This window comes from Rhodosalinus sp., assembly GCF_041685465.1.
Taxonomy (GTDB): Bacteria; Pseudomonadota; Alphaproteobacteria; order Rhodobacterales; family Rhodobacteraceae; genus Rhodosalinus.
On sequence record NZ_JAWLFS010000031.1, the window covers coordinates 1 to 18386 of the forward strand.

Sequence of the window (18386 nt, forward strand, 5' to 3'; positions counted from 1 at the left end):
GGCGCCCGCCCCGCCCCGCGCGCCCGCCGGCCGCGCGGTGGGCCGGGGGCGCGCGCCCCCTTCCCGCTTGCCCTCGCCGTCGATCCGTTGGATCACCGGCAGAGGCCCAGGAGGACCGGATGAGCGACCGCGACGATTCCCGCCCCTTCCCCGATCTGGCGGCCATGCCGGAGGTGCCGGCCGACACGCTCGGCCTCAACGCCGAGGAGATGCGTCGCCTCGGCCACAAGGTCGTGGACATGGTGGTGGACCGCGCCATGGCCCGCGGGCAGGAGCCCGCGATCCTGACGGGCGACGCGGCGGATCTGCGCGCGCGCCTCGGCGGGCCGCTGCCGGAGGCGCCGGGCGACCCGGACGCCGCGCTGGATCTCATGGCCGAGGTCGCCCTCGCGCATCAGCAGCACGGCGATCACCCGCGCTACTTCGCGCGCGTCCCCGGCCCCGCCGCCTTCGCCGCTGTTCTCGGCGAGTGGATGGGCACCGGCTTCAACACCATCTGCGCGAGCTGGGGTGGCGCCTCGGGCCCGGCGACGGTGGAACTCGTCGCGCTCGACTGGCTCTCCGGGATGCTGGGGATGCCCGGCGAGACCGAGGGCGTGCTGCTCTCGGGCGGCTCGATGGGCAATCTCACCGGCTTCGCCGTGGCGCGCGCGGAGATGGGGGCGGGCGTGGCCTATCTCACCGATCAGACGCATGCCTCGCTGCCGCGCAACCTCCGCGCGCTCGGCTTCGCCGAGGACGAGATCGCGCGGCTTCCCGCCGACGATCGCTGGCGCATGTCCGCCGAGGCGTTGCGCGCCGCCGTCGCGCGCGACCGGGCGGCCGGGCGGCGGCCGATGATGGTCGTGGCGACGGCCGGATCGACGAACACCGGCGCCGTCGATCCGCTGCCCGGGATCGCGGAGATCTGCGCGGCAGAGGGGCTCTGGCTGCACGTCGACGGCGCCTACGGGGGGCCGGCCGCGATCACGGAGGAGGGGCGCGCCGCGCTCGCCGGGCTCGAGCGCGCCGACAGCCTCGCCCTCGATCCGCACAAGTGGCTCTTTCAGCCCTACGACCTGGGCGTCTGCCTCGTCACCCGGCCGGGCGCGCTGGAGCGGGCGTTCTCGATCCACCCGGAATACCTGCGCGACGTGCGCGAGGGTGCGGGGGAGGTCAATTTCGGCGACCGCAGCCTCGAACTCTCGCGGCGCTCGCGCGCGCTCAAGCTCTGGATGTCGCTGCGCACCTATGGCGCCGGGCGTTTCCGCGACGCCGTGCGCGCGGGGCTGGAGCTCGCTGAGACCGCCGAGGCGATGCTGCGCGCCGCGCCGGAGACCTGGGAGGTGGTGACGCCGGCGCAACTCGGCATCGTCTGCTTCGCCGGCCGCGGCGCGGACGCGGCCGCCCACGAGGCCGCCGCGCGCACCCTCGCCGAGAGCGGCTACGCCTGCGTGACCACCACCTCCCTCGGCGGGCGGAGCGTGCTGCGGCTCTGCACGATCAACCCGCTGACGACCGAGGCCGACCTGCGCGGCACGCTCGATCGCCTCGCCGCGGCGCTCTGAGCCGGGCGCGGCGGGGGGCTCGGCCCCGGGGACTTCCGATCTTTGGCATGCGCGGGGGCGTGGCGCGGGGCGCGCGCCTGCGCTAGGTTTCGCGGGCATGACAGGCGGCGGGTTTGGATGCGACGCACACGGCGACACATCCTGACGGGACTGGGCGCGCTGGCGCTGGCCGGTTGCGGCGGGGACCTCATCGAGAGCGCGGCGCCCGCGATGCGGCCGGCGCGCAACCCGGCCTTCGACGCCTGGCTGGCAGAGTTCCGCGCCCGCGCGCCGGCGAACGGCATCGGCGAAGCGACGCTGGAGCGTGGCCTCCGCGACGCGGCCTTCCTGCCCGGCGTGATCGAGCGCGACCGCTCGCAGGCGGAGTTCACGCGCACGCTGGAGGATTACCTCGCCCTCGTCGCCACCGAGGCGCGCATCGCGGAGGGCCGGCGCCTGCGGCGGCGCCACGCCGATCTGCTGTCCGGGATCGAGGCGCGCCACGGCGTGCCGCCGGAGGTCGTCACCGCGATCTGGGGGGTGGAAAGCCGCTACGGCACGCGGATGGGCGACATCCCGGTGGTCGCCGCGACGGCGACGCTCGCCTTCGAGGGGCGGCGCGGCGCCTTCTTCGAGCGCCAGCTTCTCGCGGCGCTGCGCATCCTCGAGGCGCGCGAGACGACGGCGGACCGCCTCGTGGGAAGCTGGGCCGGCGCGATGGGGCACACGCAGTTCATCCCGACGAGTTACGCGGCCTACGCGGTGGATTTCACCGGCGACGGGCGGCGCGACGTCTGGGGCGCCGATCCGGCCGACGCGCTGGCCTCCGCCGCCGCCTACCTGGAGCGCATGGGCTGGCGGCGCGGGCAGCCCTGGGGGATGGAGGTGCAGGCGCCCGCCGGGCTCGATGGCGGGCGGAGGCGGCAGCGCCCGGTGGCCGACTGGCGCGCGGCAGGCGTGACGCGGGCGGGCGGCGGGGCGCTGCCCGACCGCGGGGCCGCGGCGCTGATCCGGCCCGAAGGCACGCGCGGGCCCGCGTTCCTCGCCTTCGCCAACTTCGAGGTCCTGGCACGCTACAACAACGCGGTGAACTACGTGATCGGCGTCGGCCACCTCGCCGACCGGATCGCGGGGGGCGGGCCGCTCGTCGGCGCCTTCCCGCCCGACACCTTCGGCCTGACGCTCGCGGACCGCAAGACGTTGCAACGCCGCCTCGCCGCGGCGGGCTTCGAGCCCGGGCCGGCGGACGGCGTGTTGGGCAGCGCCACGCGCGCGGCCATCGAAGGCTACCAGCGCGCCGAGGGGCTCGCGGTCACGGGCACCCCCTCGCCGGCGCTCCTCGCGCGGCTCGCGGGCTGAGCGGCCAAGCGGTTTCGAAACCGCTTGGCAGGCCGCGTGCAAGCGGCCTGCGAAGGGCCTTGCAAGGCCCTTCGCTCACGCTTCCCAGGTGACGCGCCCGTCCATCACGGTGAGGGCCGCGCGCGCGGTGTTCAGCCGCGCGGGCGCCATGGCGGCGAGGTCGTGGTCCATCACCGCGATGTCGGCGAGGTAGCCGGGCGCGAGCCGGCCCTTGCGGGTCTCGGCGAACTCCACCCAGGCGTTGTCGAGGGTGTAGGAGCGCAGCGTGTCCTCGAGGCGCTGCGTCTGGTCCACCCAGGGCGCCGGCATCTCGAGCGGACCCACGGCGGCGCGCACGCTGTCCATCACGTCGACCTGGATCACCGGCCAGTCGGTGGAGAAACAGACGCGCGCGCCCGTCTCGCGGATCGTCTGCCAGGCGAAGGCCATCGGGATCTGATCCGGGTGCAGCACCTGGTCGAGCCCGTGCTCGGGGAAGATGTGCCCGCGCGGCGCGTGGCCGGGCTGCATCGAGGCGACGACGCCGAGCGCGGCGAAGCGCGGCAGATCGTCGGGGGCGAGCACCTCGATATGCTCGACCCGGTGGCGCGAATCGCGCGGGCCGTTGACCGCCCGCGCGCGCGCGTAGCCGTCGAGCGTGCGGCGGATGGCGAGATCGCCGATCGCATGCGTTGCGATCTGCATCCCCATCGCGTCGATCCGGACGCAGGCCTCGTCGAAGTGATCAGGCGCGAAGACCGGGTCGCCGATGTGATCCGTCCCCGGATAGGGGCGCAGCATGAGCGCGGTCCGGCTCTCGATCACGCCGTCCATGAACATCTTCACGCGGTTCGTCCAGAGCCGGTCCCCGGCGAAGCGGCGGCGCATCTCGGCGGCTTCCTCGAGCCGGTCGAGGGGATCGCCGCTCTTGAGGTGGAAGGGCACCTCCGTCCGGCAGAGGAGCGCGCCCTCGGCGTCGAGCTCCTCCAGAAGCTCGCCGGTGTAGACATTGCCGTCCATGTTGTGCAGCCCGGTGATGCCGTGGCTCGCGCAGTGGCGCAGGCCCGCCGCGATGGCGTCACGGTCGCGCGCGCGGTCGATCGGGCCCGGCATCGGGTCGGGGTTCGCCCCGGTCACGAGCCCCTCCATGTCGCGCCCGCCGTAGCGGGTGTGGCGCAGCACGGGCTTGTAGGCGCCCGGCTCGCGCAGCTCGCCCGCGGCGGTGCCGTCGGGCGCCATGACGATCTCGGCGCCGGCCTCCGTGTCGCCGCCGTGCAGGATGCCGGCGAGCTCCAGCGCCCGGGTGTTGGCCCAGACCGTGTGATGGTCGGCGGCGAACATGGCGAAGGGGCGGTCGGGCAGCACCCGGTCGAGGTCGTGGCGCGTGGTGGCGCGGCCCTCGGCCATGATGTCGTAGTCGGCCTGCACCGCGAAGACGACCCGGTCGTCGGGACAGCGCAGCGCCTCGGCGCGCACGAGCTCGGTCAGCCGGTCGAGGCCCGTGACGCCGTAGAGGTTCAGGTAGTCGAGCTCCACCGAGCCGCCGAAGAGGTGCACGTGGCTGTCGATGAAGCCCGGCAGCACGGTCGAGCCCTGCGCGTCGAAGACGCGGGTGCCCGGCCCGGCGAGGCCGCGGATCTCGGCGGTCGATCCCACCGCCGCGATGCGACCGCCCGCGACGGCGAGCGCCTCGGCCGTCGGGTTGGCCGCGTCGAAGGTCAGCAGCCGGCCGTTCAGGATGACCAGATCGGGGGTCTCGGACATGCGCGCTCCTTCCTCGGATGGCGGACGCGGGGGCGCCGCGCAGGGCGCCCCCGCCCCCGGATCATTTCAGCACGTCGGTCCAGATCGCGCGGTAGATCTGCTGCGCCTCGGGCGGGCAGATGCGCGAATCGACGCCCGCGTCGGCAAGGTCCTCGGGCACGACGACCTCGGGCGCGGTGGCCATGACCTCGTCCATGTACTCTTCCGATCCGGCGATGCCGTTGGCGTAGCGCGCGAAGTTCGAGAGCATCGCGGCGTTCTCAGGCTCCATGACGAAGTTCATGAAGGTCTCCGCCTCCTCGACGTTCCGCGCGTCGGAGAGGATCGCGAGGTTGTCGGACCAGACCGGGAACCCGGTCTCGGGATAGCCGAAGGCGATGTCCTCGTTCTGAAGCCGCGCGCGCAGCGCCGCGCCGTTCCAGGTGATGCTCGCCGCGATGTCCTCGGCGGCGAGGCGTTCGACGGTGCTGTAGTCGATCGAGAGCCAGTGCGGCTTGGCCTCCATCAGCAGGTCGCGCACCTCGCTCAGCGTCTCGCGATCTTCCGTGCACTGCTCGCCGCCGACGTAGTAGATGGCGATGGACATGACATCCATCATCTCGGGGATGACGTTGATCTTGCCCTGGAGTTCCTCCGGCGGGTCGAGGTAGATCGCGGCCGTGTTGATATCGCCGTCATAGTCCGAGGTGTTCACGGCCATGCCCACCGTGCCCCATTGCCACGGCACCGTGTAGCGCCGGCCGGGATCGAAGTCCGGGTCGCGCCAGCGGTCGGCCATGTGCTCGAAGTTCTCCATCCGGTCGGGCCGGGCTTCCATCAGCAGCCCCTCCTCGATGTAGATCGGCACGTAGGTGCCGGAGGGCACGACGATGTCGAAGCCGTGGCCCCCGGCCTGGATCTTGGCGAGCGCGGTGTCGTTGCTGTCGTAGTCGGTGATCGAGACCTCGATCCCGGTCTCCTCCTCGAATTTCTCGATCATCTCGGGGCTGGTGTAGTTGCCCCAGTTGTAGATGTTGAGTTCCTGCGCGAACGCAGGGCCGGCCGTGGCCAGCACGGCCACCGTGGTCAGAAGTCGTTGCATCGTCTCATACCTCCTTGGTCATGTCCTGCTTCGGCTGAGGAAGAAGAACGCCATCACCAGCACGACCGAAACGGCGAGCAGCGCGGTCGAGATCGCGTTGATCTCGGGCGTGACCGCCCGGCGGAGCTGCCCCAGCATGTAGGTGGGCAGGGTATCCTGCCCGGCGGACTTCACGAACTCCGTGATCACAACGTCGTCGAGCGAGATCACGAAGGCCAGCATGGCACCGGCGAGGATGCCGGGCCAGAGCTGCGGCAGCGTCACCCTGCGGAAGGCCTGCCAGGGCGTCGCGTAGAGATCGGCCGCCGCCTGTTCGAGGGTCAGGTCCATCCCCTGCAGCCGCGCGCGCACCGGCAGATAGGCGAAGGGAATGCAGAAGGCCGTGTGCGCGATGATAAGATACCAGAGCCCGGTGTAGCCTGTCGCCACCTTGATCATGGAAAAGAAGATCAGGAGCGCGACGGCCGTGACCACCTCGGGCACCATCAGCGGCTGGTTGACGAGCGCGAAGGCGAGGGTCTGGCCCCGCCACGGCCGCGTCCGCGTGGTGGCGAGCGCCGCGCCCACCGCCGCGGAGGTGGCGATCAGCGAGGCGGCGGAGGCGATCACCACCGAGCGGATCGTCGCGGCCTGCACCTGCTCGTTCTCCAGTGCCGAGCGATACCAGCGCAGCGACAGCCCCTGCCACTCCGAGACCGAGACGCTCTCGTTGAAGGAGAAGATCACCAGCAGGACGATCGGCGCATAGAGCAGCACGAAGCACAGGATCGCGACCGTGGTGAACCCCGGCAGCCGCGTGACGTCGAAGCCGCGCCCCCTAGCCATGCTGCCCGCCCTCCTCGCGGCCGACGGCGCGCACGTAGACCATGAGCGCCACCATCACGATCACCAGAAGCGCCAGCGCCAGCGCCGCGCCGAGCGGCCAGTTGCGCCCCTGCCCGAACTGAAGCTCGATGAAGTTGCCGAGCATCATCTGCTTGCCCCCGCCCAGCACCCGCGGCGTCACATAGGCGCCGAGGCAGGGCACGAAGACGAGGATCGAGCCCGCCACCACGCCCGGCTTCGAGATCGGAAGGATGATGCGGCGCAGAACCTGCCAGCGCCCGGCGTAGAGGTCGTAGCCCGCCTCGACGAGGCGGAAGTCGAAGCGTTCGAGCGAGGCGTAGACCGGAAGGATCATCAGCGGCAGATAGACGTAGGCCATGCCGACAAGGAGCGCGAACTCGGTGAACATCATCTGGATGGGCGAATCGATCAGCCCCGCCCAGATCAGGAAGCTGTTCACCGTGCCCTCGTTCCGGATCAGCTCCATGATCGCGAAGGTCCGGATCAGGAGGTTGGTCCAGAACGGGATGATGATGAGCAGCATCCAGAAATCGCGCGTCTCCCGCCGGCGCGTCGCGATGAAATAGGCGGTCGGGAAGCCGATCAGCAGGCAGAGCGCCGTCGTCATCAGCGACAGCTTGATCGAACGCCAGAAGATCGAGAGATGCGCGTCGGCGAGCTCGATTTCCCCCGTGAAGAAATCGCGCTCGGCGAAGACGTTGAACCACGCCTTGAGCGAGAATTCCCAGACCACGCCGCCGTAGTCGCCCGGCGTCAGGAAGGAATAGGCCAGCACGATCAGCAGCGGCCCGGAGGCCGCGAAGATCAGGATCGCCATCGCCGGCGCAAGGAGAAGGGCACGCGTGCGCCGCTCCTCGCGTCTGCGCGCGGCGGCGAGATCGCGGGGCGGCGCCGGGGGAACGGAGGCGGTCTCGGCCATGGCTCAGTCCCTCAGCACCTGGCCGACACCGGCGCCGAAGCGCACGGCGACACGATCGCCCGGCGCGCGCGTCTCGGTGCGCTCGGGCTGGTTCTGGCGACGCACGACGAAGCGTCCGCCCGCGTCGAGGGCGATGTGGAAATGCGTGTCCGTCCCGAAATAGACGACGTCATCGAGCCGCCCCGGCAGGAGCCCCTCGCCCTCCGGTGCCAGATCGGCATGCTCGGGGCGCACGGCGACCGTCACGGGCCCCGCCTGCGCGCCGCCCGCGGCCGCGCGCGCGGCCACTTCCGCGCCGGAGGCGAGGCGAATCTCCGCCTCTTCGCCCGCGACGCGCAGCAGCTCCGCCTCCAGAAAATTGGTGTCCCCGATGAAATCGGCCACGAAGCGCTCGGCGGGATGGTCGTAGATGTCGCGCGGGCTGCCGATCTGGCGGATCGCGCCTCCGTTCATCACCGCGATCCGGTCCGACATCGTCAGCGCCTCCTCCTGATCGTGGGTGACGAAGACGAAGGTGATCCCCGTCTCGGACTGCAGCCGCTTGAGCTCGAGCTGCATGTCCTTCCTGAGCTTGAAGTCGAGCGCCGAGAGCGGCTCGTCCAGCAGCAGAACCCGCGGCCGCGGCGCCAGCGCCCGCGCGAGCGCCACGCGCTGCTGCTGCCCGCCGGAAATCTCGCTCGTGCGCCGGTCGGCGAGCTCGGACATGCGCACGAGCTCCAGCATGTCGCTTACCGTGCGGCGCACCTCGCTCTTCGGCTTGCCCTGCATCTCGAGGCCGAAGCCGATGTTCTCGGCCACCGTCATGTGCGGAAAGAGCGCGTAGGACTGGAACACCGTGTTCACCGGGCGCTCGTACGGCGCGAGCCGCAGCAGATCCTGCCCTTCGAGCGTGACAGCCCCCTCGGTCGGGTCGACGAAGCCCGCCATGACCCGCAGGAGCGTGGTCTTGCCGCAGCCCGAGGGGCCGAGCAGGGTGAAGAACTCGTTCTGCCGGATCGTCACGCTGACCGTGTCGAGCGCCCTGAAAGCAGCGTTCCCCGATCCGAAGACCTTGGTCACGCGGTCGATCTCGATCATGCGTTCGGGCCTCCCGGTCCTGCCCCCGGGCCTCTGCGTGCCCTGGCCGACACACAAGCACCCCGCGCGCCCCGCTTCAAGCCGCGATCACTCGGCCGGCCCGGGGCACCAGCCCGGATTCCGGCCCGGCGACCCGCCGAACCGCGTCGCTGCGCGATCGGGAGGCATTTGCGAAAGGCTCCCTCGCGGCGCCCCGGCCGGCGGCCCCGGATCCGCAGACCCACACACCCGGCCCGGCGCGGGTGCACCCCCTGCGATCGCGTGTGCCGCAGCGCCCGTCATCTTGATCTCGGCCCCACTCCGCAGGGCGGGCAGGGCTCAGGGCGCCCCGCCCCCTCCCGCACCGTCAGAGCGGCCAGATCAGCGGGATCATGAACGCCGAGATCGCCCCGATGCTCAGGTTGAGGGGGATGCCGACCTTCATGAAATCCGTGAAGCGGTAGCCGCCCGGTCCGTAGACGAGCGTGTTCGTCTGATAGCCGATCGGCGTCGCGAAGGCCGCCGAGGCGGCGATCATCACCGCCACGACGAGCGGGCGCGGATCGATGCCCATCGCCTGCGCGAGACCGATGGCGATCGGCGTGACCACGACCGCCACGGCGTTGTTCGAGATGAGCTCGGTCAGCACCGAGGTCAGCAGGTAGACCGCCCAGACGACGACCGGCGCGGGAAGCCCCGAAAGGAACGGCGCAGCGCCCCCCACGATCAGGTCCACCGCACCCGAGCTTTCAAGCGCAGCGCCGACCGCGAGCATCGAGAAGATCAGCGCGAGCAACCGCCCCTCGATGAAGGAAAAGGCCTCTTCCGCGTCGATGCAGCGCCCGAGCAGCACCACCGCCACCGCCACGACGGCAAGAAGCAGGATCGGCGCGACGCCCAGCGCCGCCAGCCCGACGACGCCCAGCAGGGCGCCGAGCGCGACGGGCGCGTGGCCGCGCCGGAAGGCGCGCGCAGAGGGCTGCGAGACGTCCACCAGCCCCATCTCCTGCGCGAGGCGCTTGATGTCCTCCGGCGCCCCCTCGAGGAGCAGCGTGTCGCCCACGCGCACCACGAGATCGTCGATCTTGCGCCCGATGTTCTGGTTCCGCCGGTGCACGGCGAGGGGATAGACCCCGTAACGCCGCCGCAGGCGCAGATCGCCGAGGCGCCGGCCCACCATGCGCGCGCCCGGCGTGATCAGCACCTCGACGGTCGTCGTCTCCTTGGCCGAGATCTGATCGACGCGCTTGAGCGACTTGTTGCGCTGCAGGCTCAGGAGTTCGGTCATCTGCGTGCGCAGAACCACGCGGTCGCCCACCTGCAGCGTCACCCCCTCAAGGTCGCGCCGCAGCGATTCGTCGTTGCGGACCACGTCGACGAGCCGCACGCCCTCGCGCTTGAAGAGCTGCACGTCGAGCACCTCGCGCCCGATCAGGTTCGACTCGGGCGGGATCACCGCCTCGGTGAAGAACTTCATGCGCGACCGGTCCGAGAGCAGGCCCGCCATGCTGTCGCGGTCGGGCAGCAGCCGGACCGCCACGACCCGCAGATAGAGGATGCCCCAGGCCACGAGCACGAGGGCGAGCGGCGTGACCTCGAAGATGGTAAAGGGCGCGAGGCCGTGCGTGCGCGCCACCCCGTCCACGAGCAGGTTCGTAGAGGTCCCGATCAGGGTCAGCGTGCCCCCCATGATCGCCGCGTAGGACAACGGAATCAGCACCTTGGAGGCCGACACGCCGAGGCTGCGGGCGAGCTGCACGAAGACGGGGATCATCACCACCACGACCGGCGTGTTGTTCATCACCGCCGAGCCGAGCACCACGAAACTCATCAGCAGCACGATGGCGAGCCGCGGGCTGGTCCGTGCCTTGCGGTCGGCGAGCGTTGTGAAGGCGTCGAGCGCACCGGTGCGCACCAGGGCGCCCACGATCAGGAACATCGCCGCGATGGTCCAGGGCGCCGGGTTCGATAGCACCTCGAGCGCCACGTCGTAGGGCAAAACGCCGGTGACGAGCAGCACCGCGACGCCACCGATGGCGACGACCTCGGTCGGGTAGACCTCGCGCACGAAGAGCGCGAACATGGCCACCAGCACGGCGAGCGCCACGACCGCCTCGCCCGTCTGGCCGAGTTCGATGAATTCCGCCAAGCTCGCTCCCGCCGATCAGCGCCGCGGGGCAGTATCCGGCACTGGCGCGATGCGCGCAAGCATCGCCCGCGGCCGGGGCTGCACCAGGAAGAGCCCGGCGAGCATCAGCGCGAGCGCCGCCCAGATCCAGCCGGAATAGACCTCGCCCAGCAGGAGCTTCGCCCAGAGCACGCCCCAGAGCGTCACCAGATAGGCGACCTGCGCCGCGAAGACCGACCCCGCGCGCCCGACGAGCCAGACATAGCTCACGTAGACGACCGCATGGACCAGCGCGATCCCCACCACAGCCAGGTCGCGCAGCGCCCAGGGCGGACGCGGGTCGATCCACTGCCCGCTGCCCAGCGCGAGCGGCAGCGCGAGGACCGCGCCCACCACGCAGGCGCCGAGCAGCGTCTGGATCGCGTCCAGACCCTCGGTGCCGTTCCTCGCGACGAAGTTGCCCTCGACCGCGTAGAAGAAGGGCGCGACGAGGGCCAGCGGCACCCAGAGGATCATCGCCGGGTCCGGCAGGCTCGCGCGGGGCGCGACGATCAGAACGACGCCCGCGAGCCCGGCGAGCAGCCCCGCGAAGCGCAGCCCCGAGAACCGGTCGATCCCGAGGGCGAGCGCGATCGGGAAGGCGAACATCGGCACGAGCGAGATCAGGATCGAGATCACGCCCGAGGGCAGATGCCCCGCCGCCTGATAGCTTGCCGAGTTGGGCAGGACGGTGCCGATCACCGCGATGATCGCGTAGAGTCGCAGGTGGCGCGGCCCGCGCGGCAGCCCCTTGCCGCGTGCCGCGTTGACCGCGCCGAGCGCGATGGCGCCCAGCAGGAGCTGCCAGAAGACGATGCCGAAGTGTCCGTGCCCGCCGGTCACGGCGATCTTCGCCATCGGTTGCGTCAGACCCCAGCCCGCACCGAGCGCCACGAGGACGAGGACCAGCCCCCAGCGCTCGGACTGGCTCACGGCGCGGTCTCTTCCAGCCGTCCACCGAGGCGGACGGGCGCGATCCGCGTCGCGGCGCCCGAGCGGTCGTCGGTCTCGACGTAGACGCCCGAGAGCGTCGCTTCCCCGCCGGCGGGCGTGAAGCGCCCCTTGGGCATGCCGGTGACGAAGCGGCGCATCGGCTCGTCCTTCTCCATCCCGATGACGGAGTTGTAATCCCCGCACATGCCGGCGTCGGACTGCATCGCGGTGCCGCCGGGCAGGATCTGCGCGTCGGCCGTGGGCACATGCGTGTGCGTGCCGACGACGAGGCTCGCCCGGCCGTCGCAGAAATGGCCCATGCCCATCTTCTCGGAGGTGGCCTCGCAGTGCATGTCGACGAGGCTCGCCTGCACCATGCCGCCGCGGGGATGGGCGCGCAGCACGCGGTCGATCTCGGAGAAGGGATCGTCGTAGGGGCGGTTCATGAAGACGCGGCCGAGCGCCTGTGCGACGAGCACCTTGCGCCCCTGCGTCGCCTCGAAGACGCCATGCCCGCGGCCCGGCGCGCCGCGGGCGTAGTTGAGCGGGCGCAGGATGCGCGGCTCGTTCTCGATGAAGCTCAGCATGTCCTTCTGATCGAAGGCATGATCGCCGAGCGTCAGCACGTCCGCCCCCGCCTCCAGCAGGAGCCTGGCGTGATCGCCGGTGAGCCCCATGCCGTGGCTCGCGTTCTCGCCATTGACCACCACGAAGTCGAGCCGCCACTCCGCCCGGAGTTTCGGCAGACGCTCAACCACTGCCGCCCGGCCGGAGCGGCCGACGACATCGCCCAGAAACAGCATTTTCATGGGAGTGGGCGTAGGGCGCTGCCCCAGCGTCGGCAAGGGAAAAGCGGCGCCCGGGGCGTTCGACGCCCCGCCGGCCGCCGCGCGGGGCCGGCCCCGGGCGTGCGGCCCTCGCGTGCCGAGCGGATGGCTGCGGCGGCGCGGTCAGCGGTGCGGGCGGCGCCCCGCGCCCCGTGTGGCGCGCCTGCATCGGGTGCACCTGCGAGGCGGTGACCGCCGGCCATGCGCTCCTTCGGCGGTGGTGACCGGCCATGCGCCCGATCGGTGGACGCATCGTCACACCGGCCTTGCCTCAGCCCTGGGCGAGCAGGTGATCCATCGTCACCGAGGGTTGCGCGCAGCCCGCTTCGCCCACGATTCGGGCGGGCACGCCGGCCACCGTCTTCTTCGGCGGGATGTCCTCCAGCACGACGGAGCCCGCGGCGATCCGGCAGCAGTCGCCCACCGAGATGTTGCCGAGCACCTTCGCCCCCGCGCCGATCAGCACGCCTGAGCCGATCTTGGGGTGGCGGTCGCTCTCCTCCTTGCCGGTGCCGCCGAGCGTGACCGAATGCAGCATCGAGACGTTGTCGCCCACCACCGCCGTCTCGCCGATGACGATGGAATGCGCGTGGTCGATCATGATCCCCTGCCCGACGCGCGCGGCCGGGTGGATGTCCACGCCGAACGACTCCGAGACCCGGGTCTGCACGAAATAGGCGAGGTCGTGACGCCCCTCCCGCCAGAGCCAGTGCCCGAGCCGGTAGGACTGCAGCGCCTGGAAGCCCTTGAAGAAGAGAAGCGGCTGCAGGAAGCGGTGGCAGGCCGGGTCGCGGTCGTAGACCGCGGCGATGTCGGCGCGCGCGGCCTGCACGAGGTCCGGATCGGCGGCGTAGGCCTCGTCCGCGATCTCGCGCAGGATCTGCTCGGACATCTCGCCGGAGGCGAGCTTCATCGAGATGCGGAAGGCGAGCGCCCGCGCCAGCGTGGCATGGTGCAGCACGCTGGAATGGATGAGCCCGCCGAGCAGAGGCTCGTCGAGGATCGCCTGTTCGGCCTCGGCCCGGATGCGGTTCCAGACGGGATCGACTTGGGCCAGTCTCGCGCGGCTCTCGGGCATGGCGTCCTCCCGCCGGGTGGTGTTTGTGCTGTCAGTATGCGGCATCTAGTCTCCGAGCGGAACGACGGAAAGAGGGCACGATGGACGTGACCGACACGGCGGCCGTGCGCGCCCGGCTCGAAGCCGCGCTCGCCGAGCTCGACGCGGGCGATGCGCGCGGCCAGAGCGGACAGGAGACAGTGGCGCTCGACCAGCAGGCGATGGGCCGGCTCTCGCGGCAGGACGCGCTCCTGTCGCAGTCCATGGCGCGCGCGACGCAGGCGCGCCGCGATGCCGAACGCCGCCGCCTGACCGCTGCGCTCGCCCGGCTGGAGGAAGGCGACTACGGCTATTGCGAGGACTGCGGCGAACCCATCGCACCCAGACGGCTCGACCTCGACCCGGCGGCGACGCGCTGCGTCAGCTGCGCGGCGGGGTAAAGGGCGGGCTCAGCGCCGCCGTCGCGCATGCCGCGCCGGATCGCGCCGCCACGCGGCAAGCGCGGTCAGCACGGCGATGATCCCTTCGGCGAACTCCGGGTCCGACGGCGGCGGCTCGGGCGGCAGGCGCCTGCGCCGCGCCAGCGCCATGAGCCCGCCGTTGCCCAGGCGCGGGTGCGCGCGGCCCGTGCGCTTCATGTAGCGGTGCGCGGCATGGGCCGCCTCGATCATCGCGCGCGCCCGGCGCGCGCGGTCCCCCGGCGGCGCGGCGAGCAGCGCCCGCGCGGCCGCCGTCACGTCGCCCCAGTGCACCGGCCGCATCAGCCGGGCACCGCGACGCGCGCGAAGGGGCCGGGACCGTAGCGGGCCGAGACCTGCGCCACCTCGATCGCGCGCGGCCCGGCGCCCGCGTCGGCGGCCTGCGCGGCGGCCGGGTAGACCCAGTCGGGCGCGCTCACCTGCACCTCGCGCAGCACGGCGCCGCCCGCCGTCACCCGCACGAGGTAGAGCTCCGCCTCCTCGCCGAGGGGCACCTCCGGCGCGGCCCAGGCGTCGCCGTCGATCCGCGTGCGCCGGACCCAGCGCGCGCGCAGATCGCCGCCCGCCGCCTCGAGCCGCAGATGCGCGGGCCGGTAGGGCCGCAACCCCTCGCCGGCGAAGGCGAGGACGTGGTGCGTATAGCTCGGGTCGTCGTAGCCGCGCCCCGCCGGCCCGATGCGCCAGTGCCGCGCCACGTCGCGGAACGCGGGCGAAAGGTCGATCTGCCGCGGCACGCCGTCGAGCGCGACGATCCAGCTTCCCTCGGGCCAGACCTCGGGCATGATCCCGTCGCTTCCCGCCTGCCCGCGCAGCCGGTGCGACAGGAGCCATGTGTCGGGCGCGATCATCTCGGCGTCGCGCGCCTGCAGGATCTCCCAGCCCGAGGGGCTGCCGTCGCCGACGGCGAAGGCGTTCAGCCCCGCAACGAGCCCCGCGTCGTCCGTCGCGGCGAGCGTGCCCGAGAGCATCCGCACGCGCAGCGCGGGGCCACGGTCGATCCGGCCGGCCGGCGCGGCGGCGAGCGGCCCCTCGGTCACGCCGATCGCCGCCGGCGCCGCGAGCACCTCGGCAAGCGCATAACCGGCATCCTCCGCCGCCTCGTAAAGCGCGACCGGTCCCGGCCAGGGCGCGGCGGTGGCCGCGACATGCGGCGCATGGGGCACCTCGTCGCCGCGCAGGAGCGGCAGGTCGAGGAAAAGCGCCGTGACCGGCACCGCCGGCACGAAGGGGGCGAGGCGCGGCGGCCGCTCGGCGACCGTGGCGGGGCGATAGACCGAGGGCTCCATCCGCACCGCCTCGGCCAGCCGCGTCTCGCCCTGCTCCACCCGGTCGATGCGGAAGCGCGCGCCCCCGGGGCCGAGGCGGATCACGTCACCCGCCCCGAGCGCCCAGGCCGAGGGCGGCAGCGCGAGGCGCATCCCGTCGCGGGCCACGCGCGCCTCGGCGAGCCAGCGTTCGGCCACCAGCCGCCCCTCGCCACGGGTCAGGGCGAGGGGCAGCGCCGCCTCGGCGACCTGCCGGCTCGGCTCGCCGGGCAGGATCGCCTCCTCCGCGCCCGCCTCGAAATCGCCGTCGGCCACGGTGAAGCGCACCCGCACGCGCCCCGACTGTTCGGCCTCCGCCGCACGCGTCGTCTCGACGATGCCCTCCAGCCGCTCGCTCTCGGCGAGGGCTTCGGGCGCGAGGACCGCCGCCCGCTCCGTCTCGCGCGGCAGGAAACGGAGCGCGCCGTCGCGCTCCACCGCGTCGAAACCGAAGGCGAGCATCAGCGGCTGCAGCGCGGCGCGGGCCGTGCCGCCCTCGAGCTCGAGATAGCCGCGCACATGGCCGTAGAGCCGGCCGGTGTCGCAGGTGGCAAGCCCCGCGGCGTCGCAGATCTCGCCCACCACGGACGACAGGCTCCGCCCCGAGGCACGGCCGTTCACCCAGTGCCCGCGCGCGTAGTTGTCGCCGTCGGCCCAGACCTCGCGCGTGGCCGGGAACCACGGGAAGGGCCGCGCGTCCCAGGCCCAGAGGAAGGCGCGGTCCATGTCCACCATGCGCCCGCCGTAGACCTCCGAGACCGGGTTGTGCGCCGGGTCGGTCCAGTAGGCGGTGAGCGCGCGGATGTACTGCGCCTGGATCGTCTCGTCGCGCCGCCCGTCCGAGAAATACGGGAACGCCGATTCCGACGACTTCGGGTCGAGGAACTTGTTGGGCTGGTTCGTGCCCTTGTCCACCGCCGGGCAGCCGATCTCGGTGAACCAGACGGGCTTGGAGCAGGGCTCCCAGGGCGTCGGCTCGGTCTGCCGCACCCCGCCGATGCGCTCGTGGTGGGCATTCTCCCACCAGCCGCGGATGTCCTTGACGCGCCAGACCCAGGGCTCGCCGTGCGCACCGTCGGTGATCGGCGTGCGGATCTGTGCCGCGCGCGCCTCGTCGGAATGGTAATACCAGTCGTAGCCCTCGCCGCCCGCGACGTTCGCCATCAGGTAGTCAAGGTCGTGGATCGCGCCCCACCCCGCGTCGAGATGATCGGCCCCGTCGCGCCAGTCCGAGAGCGGCATGTAGTTGTCGATTCCCACGAAATCGATCGCGTCGTCGGCCCAGAGCGGATCGAGGTGGAAGTAGCGGTCGCCGGGCGCGTCGGGCGGCTGGTAGCCCCAGTACTCCGACCAGTCGGCGGCGTAGCCGAGCTTCACCTCCGGGCCCAGAAGCGCGCGCACCTCCCCCGCGAGCGCGCGCAGCGCCGCGACCGCCGGAAAGCCCTGCGCGCCCCGGATCTGCGTGAGCCCGCGCATCTCCGTCCCGATGCAGAAGGCCTCCACGCCCCCCGCCGCGGCGCAGAGGGCGGCGTAGTGCAGGATGAAGCGGCGAAAGCTCCACTCCTCGGGGCCGTGGTAGCTCACCGCGCCGTCGCCCACGGTGAAATCCGACGCGGCGGCGGTGCCGAAGAAGGCCGCCACCTCGGCGTCGGCCTGCGCCGTGCCGTCGGGCGTGCCGTCCCGCCCCGGCGCGACCGAGGCGGTGATCCGCCCGCGCCACGGCAGCACGGGCTGCCCCTCGGCCCCGGTCCAGGGGTCGGGGCGCGCGTTGCCCTCGGTCTGCGTCATCAGGATGAAGGGGTAGAACATCACCGCCTGCCCGCTTTCGCGGAGCGCGCGGATCGCCTGCACCACCGAGGCATCGGCGGGCGTCCCGCCATAGAGCGCGCGATCCTCCGTCATCGGCACGCGCCCCGCCTGCCCGCGTGCGAGGCCCGAGACGGTCCACGCCATCTCCCGGCCGTCGGCCTCGGTCTGCTCCACGAGCGGGCGCAGCGTGCAGTCGCCGCAGCGCAGATCGTCGCCGAACCAGCTCACCACGAGCGAGACCGCCCCGCACGCGGGCAGCTCGCGGCCCAGCGCGTCGAGCGAGGCGGGCAGGTCGGCCACCCCGAGCGGCGTGTTGACGTTGGCCATGCGCCAGCGGCCCTGATCGACCGGGAGCGCCACCGGCTCGGTCGCAAGCGCATACTCCCCCGTGCCGGGGATCAGCGCGACGCCGCGCACCGAGCGCGCGACATCCGTCTCCGCGCCGGGGCGGTCGGGCTGCTCGTGGCGGATCACCTCGAAGCTGAACTGCGGAACGCGGTTGCCGAAGCGGCCAAGGTCGAGCTCTTCGAGCACGACATAGGCGGTGCCGCGGTAGGCCGGCGCCTGCCCCGCGCCCTCGACCGCCTCGATCAGCGGATCGGGCATCTGGTCGCGCCCGCCCGCGTGCACGCGCATCTCCATGTCGTCGGGCGCGATCTCGGCCCCGTCGGCCCAGACGCGGCCGACGCCCGCGATTTCGCCCTCGCAGAGTGCGACGGCGAGGCTCACGCGGTAGGAATGGTGCCGGACCTCCGGGCGGCGCGGCGCCCCCTTGCCGCCGCCGCCCTCGGTGGTGACGACCTCGGTGAAGCGGCTCGCCCAGATGACGTGGCCGCCCACGCGCATCCGGCCGAAGACGCGCGGGATCGGCGCGCCCTCGCCCGCGCCGGTGAGGCGGATGCGCTCCAGCCGACCGGTTTCCACCGCCTCTGAGCCCTCGCCGAGAAGCCGCTGGTCAATCGCGCGCCCGAGGCTCGCGCCGACGAAACGCCCAGCGGCCGTCGCCGAGAGGCCGAGCACCGTGCCGCCGAGCGAACTGCCCAGCGCGGCGCCCGCCGCGGATAGAAGGATCGTCGCCATCGCTCGCTCCCGTCAGCCGTCCCGCGCCGGCAAGGCGCTTCGAAGCGCCTTGCCAAGCGCCTTCCAAGGCGCTTGGCCGCCCCCGCCCGCGCGCTTCACGTCGGCCCCTGCGGAAAGCGGAACCGCGCCACGATGCGCCGCGTCCAGGCCGGGCCGAGGGGGCTTTCGACGACGCCCTGTCCCGAATAGGCGTGAATCAC

14 protein-coding genes and 1 pseudogene are annotated in these 18386 nt (G+C 72.4%); 3 read left to right on the forward strand and 12 right to left on the reverse strand.

Annotated features, from left to right (window positions below):
- Positions 1–119: 119 nt before the first annotated feature.
- The gene (locus tag ACESL7_RS03560; RefSeq protein ID WP_372891521.1) at positions 120–1547 is read left to right on the forward strand and encodes a pyridoxal phosphate-dependent decarboxylase family protein; all 1428 of its coding nucleotides are present in this window, start codon (positions 120–122) and stop codon (positions 1545–1547) included.
- A gap of 117 nt (positions 1548–1664) precedes the next feature.
- Positions 1665–2885 (forward strand): lytic murein transglycosylase, encoded by a 1221-nt coding sequence (locus ACESL7_RS03565; protein WP_372891523.1) that lies wholly within the window; start codon positions 1665–1667, stop codon positions 2883–2885.
- Between the two features lie 75 nt (positions 2886–2960).
- Here the strand turns inward: ACESL7_RS03565 and ACESL7_RS03570 are convergent, their stop codons facing one another.
- The 9 genes from ACESL7_RS03570 to cysE all read right to left on the reverse strand — a co-directional run bounded on the left by ACESL7_RS03570 (position 2961) and on the right by cysE (position 13535).
- The gene (locus ACESL7_RS03570) at positions 2961–4628 is read right to left on the reverse strand and encodes an amidohydrolase (protein WP_372891525.1); all 1668 of its coding nucleotides are present in this window, start codon (positions 4626–4628) and stop codon (positions 2961–2963) included.
- 61 nt (positions 4629–4689) lie between these two features.
- Positions 4690–5709, reverse strand: coding sequence for an ABC transporter substrate-binding protein (locus ACESL7_RS03575; protein ID WP_372891527.1), 1020 nt, complete (start codon positions 5707–5709; stop codon positions 4690–4692).
- A gap of 18 nt (positions 5710–5727) precedes the next feature.
- Positions 5728–6534: an ABC transporter permease gene (locus tag ACESL7_RS03580; protein ID WP_372891529.1), complete on the reverse strand. Its 807-nt coding sequence runs from the start codon at positions 6532–6534 to the stop codon at positions 5728–5730.
- A complete protein-coding gene (locus ACESL7_RS03585) occupies positions 6527–7372 on the reverse strand; it encodes an ABC transporter permease (protein WP_372891545.1) in 846 nt (281 codons plus the stop codon). The genes ACESL7_RS03580 and ACESL7_RS03585 overlap by 8 nt, the downstream gene beginning before the upstream one ends.
- Positions 7373–7477: 105 nt before the next feature.
- Complete coding sequence (locus tag ACESL7_RS03590) at positions 7478–8551, reverse strand: ABC transporter ATP-binding protein (protein WP_372891531.1); 1074 nt, start codon at positions 8549–8551, stop codon at positions 7478–7480.
- A gap of 346 nt (positions 8552–8897) precedes the next feature.
- Positions 8898–10613, reverse strand: coding sequence for an SLC13 family permease (locus ACESL7_RS03595; RefSeq protein ID WP_372891547.1), 1716 nt, complete (start codon positions 10611–10613; stop codon positions 8898–8900).
- 81 nt (positions 10614–10694) lie between these two features.
- The gene (locus ACESL7_RS03600; RefSeq protein ID WP_372891533.1) at positions 10695–11630 is read right to left on the reverse strand and encodes a DMT family transporter; all 936 of its coding nucleotides are present in this window, start codon (positions 11628–11630) and stop codon (positions 10695–10697) included.
- Complete coding sequence (locus ACESL7_RS03605; RefSeq protein WP_372891535.1) at positions 11627–12439, reverse strand: TIGR00282 family metallophosphoesterase; 813 nt, start codon at positions 12437–12439, stop codon at positions 11627–11629. The genes ACESL7_RS03600 and ACESL7_RS03605 overlap by 4 nt, the downstream gene beginning before the upstream one ends.
- Positions 12440–12728: 289 nt before the next feature.
- Positions 12729–13535, reverse strand: coding sequence for a serine O-acetyltransferase (gene cysE, locus ACESL7_RS03610; protein ID WP_372891537.1), 807 nt, complete (start codon positions 13533–13535; stop codon positions 12729–12731).
- 80 nt (positions 13536–13615) lie between these two features.
- On the opposite strand from cysE, the gene ACESL7_RS03615 reads away from it, so the two are divergent.
- A complete protein-coding gene (locus ACESL7_RS03615) occupies positions 13616–13954 on the forward strand; it encodes a TraR/DksA family transcriptional regulator (protein ID WP_372891539.1) in 339 nt (112 codons plus the stop codon).
- 9 nt (positions 13955–13963) lie between these two features.
- Here ACESL7_RS03615 and ACESL7_RS03620 read toward each other — a convergent pair whose 3' ends face one another.
- The 3 genes and pseudogenes from ACESL7_RS03620 to ACESL7_RS03630 form a co-directional block, all read right to left on the reverse strand.
- Complete coding sequence (locus ACESL7_RS03620; protein ID WP_372891541.1) at positions 13964–14275, reverse strand: DUF7742 family protein; 312 nt, start codon at positions 14273–14275, stop codon at positions 13964–13966.
- Positions 14275–18186: a baseplate multidomain protein megatron gene (locus ACESL7_RS03625; RefSeq protein ID WP_372891543.1), complete on the reverse strand. Its 3912-nt coding sequence runs from the start codon at positions 18184–18186 to the stop codon at positions 14275–14277. The genes ACESL7_RS03620 and ACESL7_RS03625 overlap by 1 nt, the downstream gene beginning before the upstream one ends.
- A 95-nt stretch (positions 18187–18281) precedes the next feature.
- A pseudogene (locus ACESL7_RS03630) lies at positions 18282–18386 on the reverse strand (peptidase); the annotation flags it as partial.

Excerpts from the sequence above, each read along its gene's own strand:
- ACESL7_RS03605 (WP_372891535.1), bottom strand. The coding sequence starts at position 12,439 with ATGAAAATGCTGTTTCTGGGCGATGTCGTCGGCCGCTCCGGCCGGGCG.
- ACESL7_RS03595 (WP_372891547.1), bottom strand. The coding sequence starts at position 10,613 with ATGTTCGCGCTCTTCGTGCGCGAGGTCTACCCGACCGAGGTCGTCGCC.
- ACESL7_RS03625 (WP_372891543.1), bottom strand. The coding sequence starts at position 18,186 with ATGGCGACGATCCTTCTATCCGCGGCGGGCGCCGCGCTGGGCAGTTCG.
- ACESL7_RS03585 (WP_372891545.1), bottom strand. The coding sequence starts at position 7,372 with ATGGCGATCCTGATCTTCGCGGCCTCCGGGCCGCTGCTGATCGTGCTG.
- ACESL7_RS03560 (WP_372891521.1), top strand. The coding sequence starts at position 120 with ATGAGCGACCGCGACGATTCCCGCCCCTTCCCCGATCTGGCGGCCATG.
- ACESL7_RS03565 (WP_372891523.1), top strand. The coding sequence starts at position 1,665 with ATGCGACGCACACGGCGACACATCCTGACGGGACTGGGCGCGCTGGCG.
- ACESL7_RS03615 (WP_372891539.1), top strand. The coding sequence starts at position 13,616 with ATGGACGTGACCGACACGGCGGCCGTGCGCGCCCGGCTCGAAGCCGCG.
- cysE (WP_372891537.1), bottom strand. The coding sequence starts at position 13,535 with ATGCCCGAGAGCCGCGCGAGACTGGCCCAAGTCGATCCCGTCTGGAAC.
- ACESL7_RS03575 (WP_372891527.1), bottom strand. The coding sequence starts at position 5,709 with ATGCAACGACTTCTGACCACGGTGGCCGTGCTGGCCACGGCCGGCCCT.
- ACESL7_RS03620 (WP_372891541.1), bottom strand. The coding sequence starts at position 14,275 with ATGCGGCCGGTGCACTGGGGCGACGTGACGGCGGCCGCGCGGGCGCTG.
- ACESL7_RS03580 (WP_372891529.1), bottom strand. The coding sequence starts at position 6,534 with ATGGCTAGGGGGCGCGGCTTCGACGTCACGCGGCTGCCGGGGTTCACC.
- ACESL7_RS03590 (WP_372891531.1), bottom strand. The coding sequence starts at position 8,551 with ATGATCGAGATCGACCGCGTGACCAAGGTCTTCGGATCGGGGAACGCT.
- ACESL7_RS03570 (WP_372891525.1), bottom strand. The coding sequence starts at position 4,628 with ATGTCCGAGACCCCCGATCTGGTCATCCTGAACGGCCGGCTGCTGACC.